The sequence below is a fragment of the Streptomyces sp. NPDC058008 genome (assembly GCF_042886395.1).
Classification (GTDB): Bacteria; Actinomycetota; Actinomycetes; order Streptomycetales; family Streptomycetaceae; genus Streptomyces.
On sequence record NZ_JBHVQX010000028.1, the window covers coordinates 69817 to 81761 of the forward strand.

The following is an 11945-nucleotide window of genomic DNA, read 5'->3' on the forward strand; positions in this document are numbered from 1 at the left end:
GATCACAAGATGTTTCTATACGATAAAAGGTGCAAGTGGGTGAGTATCTATCGATTTCACTCGACCGGTGGGCGAAAAGTGGTTGCCCCGGAGCGCCGTCGGGCACCGAACGGTCCGATCCCGCCGGGAAAGTGGCACCCACGCCGTGATCTTCCGCCGCTCCTGGGCAGGCTGACGACTGCCCCGAGCAGTACTCTGTCGATTCACTCGTACGGCCCCCGCCGTACCCCCACCAGGTCGGCAACGGCGACGAAGGCAATGGAAGGCGGTCCGTCCCATGAGCGAAACCCCCGATCCCGAGGTGGTCGAGCTGGCGACGAAGGTCTTCGACCTGGCCCGCCGGGGTGAGAGCGAGGCGCTCGCCGCCTACGTCGACGCGGGCGTGCCCGCGAACCTCACCAACGACCGGGGCGACACCCTGCTCATGCTCGCCGCGTACCACGGCCACGCCCCCGCCGTCGTCGCCCTCGCGGGCCGTGGCGCCGACCCGGACCGGGCCAACGACCGGGGCCAGACCCCGTTGGCCGGAGCCGTCTTCAAGGGCGAGCGCGAAGTGATCGACGCACTGCTCGCCGCCGGGGCCGATCCGGCCGCCGGAACGCCCTCCGCGGTGGACACCGCGCGCATGTTCGGCAAGGACGACCTGCTGGAACTCTTCGGTGCGCGCTGAGACGCGGTCCGGGCCGCCCGCCGGCCGATCCGCCGTAAATGTGGTCGCGTCGGCGAAATGGCTGGGTCATCATGACGTCGCGGGTCCGGATCGGGCCACCGACGAGAGGCAGAGGAAGATGAGCACCAGGCAGAAGACGGCGGTCGGCCGATCATGTTGCTGCGCGGCCTAGGGGATGTCACCCCGGCACATGGAACAGCACAGTCCCGGTTGCGTCGACAGCTTGATGTGAGGCTTTCCCCATGTTCGATCCGTTCATAGCGCCGAGCGGCACCCTGCTCGGCCTGCTGCAGAGGGGCCGCGGCGACGGCACGCTCCACGCACTCGCCGCCCCGCGCCCCGAGGCCCTCGCGGCCCTCAACCACTGCGTCCTGAGCGATCCGCGTCACGACTGGCAGGTGGAGAACCGCTCCCTGTACTACGCGCGCCTCTACCTCGATCTCGACGGTGGCACCGAGGAGATCGCGCGTCACCTGTGGGACCCCGAGGACCACCTCGACACCGACGACTCACGCACGGGCCTCGCGCTCGCCGTCCTCGGGCACCTCGCCTCCTACGGGCGCGACGACGCCCTCGTGCTCCTGCGCCGCTACGCCGCGACCGGCGCCAACTGGGCCTGGGCCCTCGACGAGCTGGCCCTGCGCGACGACGACGCCGGGCTGCGTTCCCTCGCGGAGCCGGTGCTCGCCCGCTTCCCCGCCACCGAGGACGGCGCCGCCGGCCTGGCCGCCGCCGTACGGGACTCCTTCGAGCCCCGCCCCTGGCGGCTCTGGGCCGACGACCCGCGCGAGGCGGTCGGGGCCCGGGTGAGGGCCGCTTCGGAGCGGGGCTCCTTCGACCGGTGGCAGCGGCAGATGAGGCCGGGCGGACCGCGCCCCGGCTGGAGCGTCCAGGCCGTCTTCGACTGGGCCCAGGAAGGACTGGACCGCGGCAACGCGCTCCACGTCCCCGCGGCCCGCTGCCTCTCCGCCGTCGCCGGGACCGAGGACCGCCCCGTGATCGTGGAGGCCGCCCGCGGCGGCCCCGAGGGCGCGCGCTGCGCCTCCCTGCACTACTTGGCCGAGGCCCAGGACCCCGCCGTCCTCGATCTGGTCGAGCTCGCCGTCGCCGGCCCGTCCCGCACCGTCGCCGAGGCCGCCGTGGCCGCCTTCGAGCGCATGTGCGGGGAAGAGGCGGTCGGCCGCGCACGGCGCTGGGCCCACCGGCCCGACGCCCTCGGGGCCTCGGCGGCCGGCGTCCTGGCCTGCCGCGGCGCCGCACAGGACGCCCCGCTCGTCCTCGCCGCACTGCGCGAGGCGGTCAGGGGCGAGGGCCCCGACACCCCGGGGCTGTGGACCCTCGTCGACGGCGCGGGCCGCCTCGGCATCGTCTGTGCCGCACCCGTACTGCGCCACGTGTACCGGGAGACGTCCTCCTCGCACCTGCGCGGCCGGGCCGCACGGGCGCTGGCCGCCACCGACCCGTCCTTCGCCAGCGGGTTCGCCGTCGAATGCCTCTGGGACTGCGAGGAGACCACCCGGGAACTGGCCGCGCACCACGCGGAGACCGGTGACATCAGGGTCGCCGAACGGCTCAGGCGGCTCGCCGCCGACCCGGCCGAGGAGGCCGAGGTCCAGACCGCCGTACGCAGCAGGATCGGGCCGGACGCGCCCGCCGTCTGAACCGGCGCTCCGACGACCACCGGAGCCCCGATGCCGCGCGCCGGGGGCGCGCGGCGCAAACGCTCATAGGACGTTCCCCGGACGGAAAGATCCAAGTCGGCGGGGGCACGCCCGGCGCGGTGACAACAGCCCTATGCGTGTCGTCATCGTCACCGAATCCTTCCCGCCCGACGTCAACGGTGTGGCCCACTGCACCCTCCAGACCGCCCGGCACCTCGCCGCCCGCGGCCACCAGCCGCTCGTCATCGCCCCCGCCGGGGCGACGGCCACCCCCGACTCCGCCTCCACCGGCTCCCCCTGCCCCGTGGTGCGCGTCCCCTCGCTTCCGCTGCCCGGCTACCCGCAGGTCCGCGTCGCCCTCCCCAGCCGGAGGCTCGCCGCCGCGCTCACCGGACACCGCGCCGAACTCGTCCACCTGGCCGGCCCCTTCGTCCTCGGAGTGCGCGGCATGGCGGTCGCCACCCGGCTGGGGCTCCCCGCCGTGGCCGTCTACCAGACCGATCTGGCCGGCTACGCCCGCACCTACCTGGGCACCGGGGAGAGCGCCGCCTGGCGCCGGATGCGCGCCGTGCACAGCGCCGCCGACCTCACCCTCGCCCCCTCATCGGCCGCGCTGCGCGACCTCACCGGCCACGGTGTGCCCCGGGTGCGGCTCTGGCCGCGCGGGGTCGACACCGTACGGTTCCGCCCCGGGCTGCGGGACGACGCCCTGCGCCGCGCCCTCGCCCCCGGCGGAGAGAAGATCGTCGGATACGCGGGACGGCTCGCCCCCGAGAAGCACGTCGAACTCCTCGCCGGCGTCTGCGCGCTGCCCGGCGTGCGCGTCGTGGTCGTCGGCGACGGACCCAGCGAGGCGTCGCTGCGCCAGGCGCTGCCCGGCGCCGTCTTCACGGGGCGGCGGACGGGCGAGGACCTCGCCCGGTTCTTCGCCTCCCTGGACGTCTTCGTGCACACCGGGCCGTACGAGACCTTCTGCCAGACCGTGCAGGAGGCCATGGCGTCCGGCGTCCCGGTCGTCGCCCCCGCGGCCGGCGGACCGCTCGACCTCGTCGCCCACGGGAGCACCGGACTGCTGGTGCCCCCGCACGACGCCGGGGCGGTACGGGAGGCGGTGGCCGCACTCCTCGCGGACCCCCCGCGCGCCCAGGCCTTCGGCCGTACCGCACGGGCCGCGGTCGAGGGCCGCACCTGGCAGGCCGTCGGTGACCAGCTGCTCGGCCACTACGACGAGGTCCTCGGCGGCCGGACGGCGGTGGCCGCGTGAACGGGCTCAGGATCGTACGGCTGGCGAACTTCGTCACGCCCGCCTCGGGCGGCCTGCGCACCGCGCTGGACGAACTCGGACGCGGCTACCGGGCGGCCGGGCACGAGCCGGTGCTGATCGTCCCCGGTGCCACCGCGAGCGACGTGGACACCCCGCAGGGCAGGGTCCTTACCCTGCCGGGACCCGTGCTGCCGGGCAGCGGCGGCTACCGGGTGCTCACGGACCGGGGCCGGCTGCGCGCCCTCCTGGAGCGACTGCGCCCCGGCCGTCTGGAGGTGTCGGACCGGACCACCCTGCGCTGGACGGGGGAGTGGGCACGCCGCGCCCGCGTGCCCGCCGTCATGGTGTCCCACGAGACGGCCGACGGGGTGCTCCGATCCTGGGGCGTGCCGCGCGCGCTCGCCGAGGGGGCCGCCGACCGGCTGAACGCGCGCAGCGCCCACGCGTACGCCCGGATCGTGTGCACCACCGAATGGGCGGAGCGCGAGTTCGTGCGGATCGGCGTACGCAACGTCGTGCGCGCCCCGCTCGGAGTGGACCTGAGGCGATTCCGTCCCGGGCTGCGCGACACGGCGGTACGCGCCCGCCACCTGCGCGGTGAGGACGTCCTGCTGCTCCTCGGCTCACGGCTCTCCGTGGAGAAGCGCCCGGGCCGTGCGCTGGACGCGCTGGCGGTCCTGCGGAACCAGGGGGTGCGGGCGGCCCTGGTGGTGGCGGGGGACGGTCCGCTGCGCGCGGATCTGGAGGCCCGGGCGCGGGCCGAGCGCCTCCCGGCCGAGTTCCTGGGCCACGTACGCGACCGCGACCGCCTGGCCCGCCTCCAGGCGAGCGCCGACCTCTGCCTCGCCCCGGGGCCCGCGGAGACCTTCGGGCTCTCCGCCCTGGAGGCGCTCGCCTGCGGTACGCCGGTGGTGGCGAGCGCCTCCTCCGCACTCCCCGAGGTGATCGGCCCGGCGGGGCTCGCCGCCGCCGACACGGGCCCGGCGTTCGCCGCCGCGCTCCTGGAACTGCTGGGGAGGCCGGAGCGGGAGCGCCGCACGGCGGCCCGGGAGCGGGCCGGACTCTTCGGGTGGGACCGTTCGGTGGCGGCCTTCCTGTCCGCCCACGACGTCCCGCAGGGCTACGGAGCCCTGGAGGCGCGGCCATGAGCGGAGCCGCGGTGCCGCCCACGGCGGTCCCCGGAGGGGCCCGGTGCGGCGTCACGGCACGGGCGCCCGACCCCGGTGCTCCGGCGCCCACCGGGGCACCCCCGTCGCCCGCGGCCGTCCCCGGCCGCACCACGCTGCGGTTCGCCGCGCTCGGTGACTCGCTGACCCAGGGCATCGGCGACCCCGTCCCGGGCGGCCGGCGGGGCTGGGCCGCCCTCCTCGCCGAAGGACTCGGGGGAACGGAGCGGGACGTGGAGTTCCGCAACCTCGCCGTCGCCGGAGCGCTCTCCGCCGACGTCCACGAGCGGCAGGCCGGGGCGGCGGCGGACTTCCGGCCCCATCTCGCCTCGGTCGTGGTCGGGGTCAACGACACCCTGCGCCGCTCCTTCGACATCCGGCGCCTGGCAGCACGGCTCGACGAGGTGTACGCCCTGCTCACCGGCGGCGGCGCCGTACTCCTGACGGCCTGTCTGCCCGACCCCGGTACGGCGCTGGGGCTCCCCGGACCGCTGCGCCGCCCCCTGGAGCGGCGAGGCGAGGCCGTGAACACCGTGGTGCACGCCCTCTCGGCCCGCTACGACGCCGTCCACCTGCACGCCTCGGACCGGGCCTGGACCGAGGACCGCGCGCTGTGGAGCGTGGACCGGCTCCACCCCGCCGAGCGGGGCCACCGCAGACTGGCCGCCGGATTCCACGGGCTCCTCACCGAACGGGGCCTGGCCCTCGGGGAGGCGCCCGGCCACACACCGCGACAGCCCCCGCCGACGCGCGCCGCCGCCGCCCTCTGGCTGGCCACCGAGGGCACCGGCTGGCTGGCCCGCCGCAGCACGGATCTGCTGCCCCAGCTGCTGGGGCTCGCTGCCGCCGAGGCCGGGCACCGGGTGCGCGGCACGACCGGACACCTCGACGAACGGGCCGGGCAGGCGGTGCGCGAGGCACTGGCCGGCCTGCCGCCCGCACCCTTTCTGCGGGGGTCCGTCCCCCGCGCCAGAATGGAGGGATGACCGGACGCTGGGAGTTCTGGATCGACCGCGGCGGCACCTTCACCGACATCGTGGGACGCGACCCGGGCGGCCGGCTGGTCTCCCGCAAGCTCCTCTCGCACGACCCCGGCCGCTACCGCGACGCCGCCGTGGCCGGAATCCGGCTGCTGCTCGGCCTCGGCCCCGGCGATCCGGTCCCCGCCGACCGGGTCGCCGGCGTCAGGATGGGCACGACGGTCGCCACCAACGCCCTGCTGGAACGGCGCGGCGAGCCGACCGTCCTGGTCATCACCGAGGGCTTCCGGGACGCCCTGCGGATCGCGTACCAGAACCGGCCGCACCTCTTCGACCGCCGGATCCTGCTTCCCGAGGCCGTGTACGACCGGGTCATCGAGGTCCCCGAGCGCACCGACGCCCGGGGCGGCGTCGTGAAGCCCCTCGACCGCGCCGCCGTGGCCGCACGGCTGAGGGCCGCCGCGCGGGACGGGCTGCGCAGCGCTGCCGTCGTGCTCATGCACGGCTACCGCCACCCCGGCCACGAGCGGGCCGTGGCGGAGGAGGCCGCCGGGGCCGGATTCACGCAGATCAGCTGCTCGCACGAGGTCAGCCCGCTGATCCGGCTCGTCCCGCGCGGCGACACCACCGTCGTCGACGCCTACCTCTCGCCCATCCTGCGCCGGTACGTCGACGAGGTGGCCGGCGAACTCCCGGGGATCCGCCTCATGTTCATGCAGTCCAACGGCGGGCTGCGCGAGGCCGCGCACTTCCGGGGCAAGGACGCGGTGCTCTCCGGCCCGGCGGGAGGGGTCGTCGGCATGGCGCGTACGTCGGGGCAGGCCGGCTACGACCGGGTCATCGGCTTCGACATGGGCGGCACCTCCACCGATGTCTCCCACTACGCGGGCGAGTTCGAACGCGAGATCGGTACCCAGGTGGCGGGGGTGCGGATGAGCGCCCCCATGACGAGCATCCACACCGTCGCCGCCGGAGGCGGCTCCGTCCTGCACTTCGACGGACGGCGCTACCGGGTCGGCCCCGACTCGGCAGGCGCGGACCCCGGCCCCGCCTGCTACCGCCGGGGCGGGCCGCTCACCGTCACCGACGCCAACGTGATGCTCGGCCGCGTCCGCCCGGACCACTTCCCCGCCGTCTTCGGCCCCGGCGGGGACCAGCCCCTGGACGCCGGTCTCGTCGAGGAGCGCTTCGGAGCCCTGGCCGAGGAGGTGTCCGCCGCCACCGGCACCGGGCACACCGCCGCCGAGGTGGCCGCGGGCTTCCTGGAGATCGCCGTACTGAACATGGCGAACGCCGTCAAGAAGATCTCCGTCCAGCGCGGCCGCGACATCACCCGCTACGCGCTCACCGGCTTCGGCGGCGCCGGAGGGCAGCACGCCTGCGCCGTCGCCGACGCCCTGGGCATCGGCACCGTCCTCGTACCGCCGCTGGCCGGCGTCCTCTCCGCGTACGGAATCGGTCTCGCCGACGCCACCGCGATGCGCGAGCAGTCCGTCGAGGCCGGACTGGACGAGGAGGGCACCGGGGCCCGCGTGCGGCGCGTCCGCGACGGCCTGGCGGAGACCACCCGCGCCGAACTGCGCTCCGACGGCCTCCCCGACAGCGCCATCACCACCCGGGCCCGGGTCCGTCTGCGCTACGCGGGGACGGACGCCGCCCTGCCCGTCGCCCACGGCACCGTCGCCTCCATGGCGGAGGAGTTCACCGAGGCCCACCGGGCCCGGTACGGATTCACCATGGACAAACCCCTGGTCGCCGAGGCCGTGTCCGTGGAGGCCACCGGGACGGCGGGGCCGCACACCCCGCCCCGGACCGGTGTGCGCGCGGCGGAGGGCCCGCTCCGGCCCCTCGCCACCGTCCCGATGTTCACCGGGGACGGCTGGCGGGACGCGGGGCTCCACCGCCGCGACACCCTGCGCGCCGAGGACACCGTGACCGGCCCGGCGGTCATCGCCGAGGACGACGCCACGACCGTCGTCGACCTCGGCTGGCAGGCCACCGCCGGACCGGCCGGACACCTCGTGCTGCGGCGTACCGGACCGGGACCCGGACGGACCGCCGTCGGCACGCGGGTGGACCCGGTGATGCTGGAGGTGTTCAACAACCTGTTCATGTCGATCGCCGAACAGATGGGCGTGCGGCTGCGGAACACCGCCCACTCCGTCAACATCAAGGAGCGGCTGGACTTCTCGTGCGCGCTGTTCGACGCCGACGGGAACCTGGTGGCCAACGCCCCCCACATCCCGGTCCACCTGGGATCGATGGGGGAGTCCATCCAGGAGGTGCTGCGGCGCGACGAGGGCTCCCTGCGGCCCGGCGACGTGTACGCCGTCAACGACCCGTACCACGGAGGCACCCACCTGCCGGACGTGACCGTCGTGACGCCGGTGTTCGACGAGCCCGCCCACGGGCAGCGGGCCCGGCTGCGCTTCCTGGTGGCCTCACGCGGCCACCACGCGGAGATCGGCGGCATCACCCCGGGATCCATGCCCCCCTTCAGCCGTACGGTCGACGAGGAGGGCGTCCTGTTCGACAACTGGCCGCTCGTGCGCGACGGAACGTTCCGCGAGACGGAGACCCGGGACCTGCTCACCTCCGCCGTCCATCCCTCGCGCGACCCGGACACCAACCTCGCCGACCTGCGCGCCCAGATCGCGGCCAACGAGAAGGGCGTCACGGAACTGCGCCGCATGACACGGCAGTTCGGCCAGGACGTCGTCCAGGCGTACATGGGCCACGTCCAGGACAACGCGGAGGAGTCCGTACGCCGGATCGTCGCCGGGCTCCGCGACGGCTCCTGCCGCTACGAGACCGACAACGGCGCCGTCATCCAGGTGCGCGTCACCGTGGACCGCGAAGCACGCCGGGCCGTCCTCGACTTCGAGGGGACCTCCCCGCAGCAGAGCGGCAACCTCAACGCCCCGCGGTCCGTGGTCACGGCCGCCGTCCTCTACGTGTTCCGCACCCTCGTCGAGGAGGACATCCCGCTCAACAGCGGCTGCCTGAAGCCCCTGGACATCCGCGTCCCGGACGGATCGATGCTCTCCCCCGTCCACCCGGCGGCCACCGTCGCCGGCAACGTCGAGACGTCCCAGGCCGTCACCGGCGCCCTCTACGCCGCCCTGGGCGTACAGGCCGAGGGATCCGGCACCATGAACAACCTCACCTTCGGCAACGACCGCGTCCAGTACTACGAGACCGTCGCGAGCGGTTCCGGAGCGGGCGACGGCTTCGACGGGGCCGACGCCGTGCAGACCCACATGACCAACTCCCGGCTCACCGACCCCGAGATCCTCGAATGGCGCTACCCGGTGCTGCTGGAGAGCTTCGGCGTGCGCGAGGGCAGCGAGGGGCGGGGCCGGTGGCACGGGGGCCGGGGTGTGGAACGCAGGATCCGCTTCCTCGAACCCGTCACCGTGGCCCTCCTGTCGGGACACCGCCGGGTACCGCCGTACGGCATGGCCGGCGGGGAGCCCGGAGCCCTCGGCGAGCAGTACGTCGAGCGGGCCGGCGGCACCACCGTGACCCCCCTCCGAGGATGCGACACCGCCGACCTGGACACCGGCGACGTCCTGGTCCTGCGCACCCCGGGAGGAGGCGGCTACGGGCCTCCGTGACCGGTCGCTTCTGCGCCGTTTCGACCGTTGTCGGTTCGAGGACCTAATCTGTGCAGCGTGACTTCGCCTGCCGACATCCAGACCGCTGCGCCCCAGCTCAGCGCGGGACCGAGGCCCGCTCCGGGACCCGCCGCCGACGAGGGGCTCTCGCGTCGGCTGCGCGCGCTCGCCTGCACCGCCCCCCTGCACGACCTCGACGTGCGCAAGGCCAACCTGGCGGGCGAGTACACGGTCTACGCGATGGCCGAGGTGGCCCTCGCCGCGATCGACCTGGTCACCCTCAACATGGACTTCGACACCGGCGCCGACCACGAACAGATAGTGGCCAGACTCCTGCCCCGGATCGCGGCCCAGGCACCCCGCCGGCCCGTCACCGAACACGAACGCGTCGCCCGCTGGGTCCTGGAGAACCTCATCAACGTCGGGAGCGTGGACCGCGGCTTCCGCGCCGTGTACGGCACCTTCGGACCCGACGGCGTCTACGTCCGCCGGGACTACGACTTCAAGCTCGTCGAGGAGGTCCCGGGCCACGGCGGCAGCGTCTACCTCCGTGCCACCGACGAGGCGGTCAACGTCCTGGTCGGCGCCCTGGACACGGACGTCACCAGCGCCCAGATCGCCGCCGAGGTGAAGCTGGAGGTCCTCATCAGCAGGGGCCGTCTCGCCGACGCCCAGCTCGCCGCCGAACAGGCCCGCTACCGCACCGTCCAGTACGCCGAGACGCTCCGCAGGACACTGGAGGCGACCCGGCGCAACGTCCGGGCCGTCGACTGGCTCAACGCCGTACCCGACATGATCGCCGAGGCGCTCGACCACGTGGCCGACCGCTACCGCCACGAGAACGCGATCCTCACCAACATCCGCAAGGCCAGGGACGAGGCGGAGGAACCCGAGCACAAGCGCCGTGCCGCCGAGCTCGTCGACATCGTCAAGGACTGCATCCGGCGTCACACCCAGCTCCAGTCCCGGCTGCTGGAGGCCGGACCCCTGTTCCGCGCCGAACAGGACCGGCAGGCCTTCGCCCCGCCCACCGCCCGGGCGGGCCTCGACCTGTACGGCCAGCTCGTCGTCCCCCTCCTCCCGCTCCCCGTCGAGCAGGCCACCCGGGCCACCGACGCGTTCTTCGCGCACGGGACCGGGCTGCGCACCCCCACCTCGGTCCGGGTCGGAGACCTCGTCGACCTGCTGCTCACGCCCCCGGTGGAACGCGAGCACCTGGGCGCCGAGATGCCCGAGCCCGACCTCATCGCCACCCCGGACGACAGCCGGTTCAGCGAGGAACAGCTCGGGCACGCCATGGAACTGCTCGACCTGGAGCACGACGCCCCACGCCGGCTCTCCGGACTCCTCGCCGAGGCGCGGCTGCGCGATCCCGAACTGCCCTACCTGGTCGCCCTGCTCGCCGTACACGCCGCGAGCCCACCGGTCGGCACGGCCTACCGCCAGGGTGAGCGCCGGCTGCTGTTCGCCGTCGACGACGGCACCCCGCTGGAGGACCACGAGTTCGGCGGGGCCGACCTGATAGTGGGCATGGCCCTGCTGGACGCGGCGGGCATGGCCGCGGACCGCAAGGACGCCTCGTGAGCGTCCACGGCCCCACCCCCCACCCCCTGCCGCCCGGGCGCGGCACCCGTACCGAGGAGTCACCGAGTTGAGCGAGCAGCACGCCGAGCACCCCGACGCGTGGGGTGACCCGCCCCCCGCGCACGCGGCCGAGGCCGCCCGGCCGGCCGCTCCCGCCGCTGTCACCCCCGCCGACGCGGCCGACGCGGCACGGCTGGTCTCCTTCGGACTCCAGCCGAAGCTGATGCCCGCCCGCGACACCGAGTACACGGAGCTCCTCCGCCGCTACCGCGAGGAGCCCGCCTTCGCCCGGCTCGCCGACGCCGTCGCCACCGGCCTCGGACTCATCGTGCTGGAGGTCTCCACCCGCGCCGGGATGGCCGTGACCGCCGGAGAGGACTCGGTCTTCGCCGTACGCATGGGCGACTACGCACGCCGCGCCTCCTCCGACTCCGCCGACCGCTTCCTGCACGGCCTGGCCCACCTCGCCGTCGCCGCCATGGCCTTCCCCCGGCCCGAGGACCTGGCCGACGACTCCTACATCGGCCGCATCACGGTCAACGGCGTCGACGCGTTCGTCCGCCAGGCCTGCCGGCGGCTGGAGGAACGCGCCGAGGAGGACGGCGACAACACCGACCCCGCCACCGACGCGCCCGGCCTGGAGTCCGGCTGGCGGGTCTACTCCCGCCGCGGCTCCACCGGCGCGACCAAGGACGCCCGCAGGCTCGCCGGTTCCACCACGGGCATCATCGGCAAGGCCGTCACCTTCCTCACCGACTCGGGTTTCCTCCAGCGCACCGGGGACGAGGCGGGCGGCACCTACCGCACCACCGCCCGCTACCAGCTCCAGGTACGCGACATGGCGGGCAGCGCCGCCATGGCCGAGCTCCTCGAACTCGGCGTCGTCCCGGTGACGGACGGCTCCGCCACCCTGCTGCCCCCGCCCGACACCGAAGGCCTCGACCTGGCCGCCGACGCGGGCCTCCCCTTCCACTCCTGAGCCCACCACCCCGCCCCGCCCGCA

The 11945-nt window shown here is 74.7% G+C and carries 8 protein-coding genes; all 8 read left to right on the top strand.

What is annotated here, in order from left to right:
* The first annotated feature begins 277 nt into the window (after window positions 1-277).
* The 8 genes from ACFVS9_RS25805 (at window position 278) to ACFVS9_RS25840 (ending at window position 11921) form a co-directional block, all read left to right on the top strand.
* A complete protein-coding gene (locus ACFVS9_RS25805) occupies window positions 278-670 on the top strand; it encodes an ankyrin repeat domain-containing protein (RefSeq protein ID WP_383116911.1) in 393 nt (130 codons plus the stop codon).
* A 242-nt stretch (window positions 671-912) separates the two neighbouring features.
* On the top strand, window positions 913-2331 hold the full coding sequence (locus ACFVS9_RS25810) for a HEAT repeat domain-containing protein (RefSeq protein WP_389935846.1): 1419 nt from the start codon (window positions 913-915) through the stop codon (window positions 2329-2331).
* 133 nt (window positions 2332-2464) lie between these two features.
* Window positions 2465-3595, top strand: coding sequence for a glycosyltransferase family 4 protein (locus ACFVS9_RS25815; protein WP_389935849.1), 1131 nt, complete (start codon window positions 2465-2467; stop codon window positions 3593-3595).
* Entirely contained in the window at window positions 3592-4743 is a 1152-nt protein-coding gene (locus ACFVS9_RS25820) for a glycosyltransferase (protein WP_389935852.1), read from the top strand. Before ACFVS9_RS25815 ends, ACFVS9_RS25820 begins: the two co-directional genes overlap by 4 nt.
* On the top strand, window positions 4740-5747 hold the full coding sequence (locus ACFVS9_RS25825; protein ID WP_389935855.1) for an SGNH/GDSL hydrolase family protein: 1008 nt from the start codon (window positions 4740-4742) through the stop codon (window positions 5745-5747). The genes ACFVS9_RS25820 and ACFVS9_RS25825 overlap by 4 nt, the downstream gene beginning before the upstream one ends.
* On the top strand, window positions 5744-9358 hold the full coding sequence (locus ACFVS9_RS25830; protein WP_389935858.1) for a hydantoinase B/oxoprolinase family protein: 3615 nt from the start codon (window positions 5744-5746) through the stop codon (window positions 9356-9358). Before ACFVS9_RS25825 ends, ACFVS9_RS25830 begins: the two co-directional genes overlap by 4 nt.
* A 57-nt stretch (window positions 9359-9415) precedes the next feature.
* Window positions 9416-10942, top strand: a complete 1527-nt coding sequence (locus ACFVS9_RS25835; protein WP_383116917.1) for a hypothetical protein — start codon at window positions 9416-9418, stop codon at window positions 10940-10942.
* A 67-nt stretch (window positions 10943-11009) separates the two neighbouring features.
* Complete coding sequence (locus tag ACFVS9_RS25840) at window positions 11010-11921, top strand: hypothetical protein (RefSeq protein WP_383116918.1); 912 nt, start codon at window positions 11010-11012, stop codon at window positions 11919-11921.
* Window positions 11922-11945 lie beyond the last annotated feature (24 nt).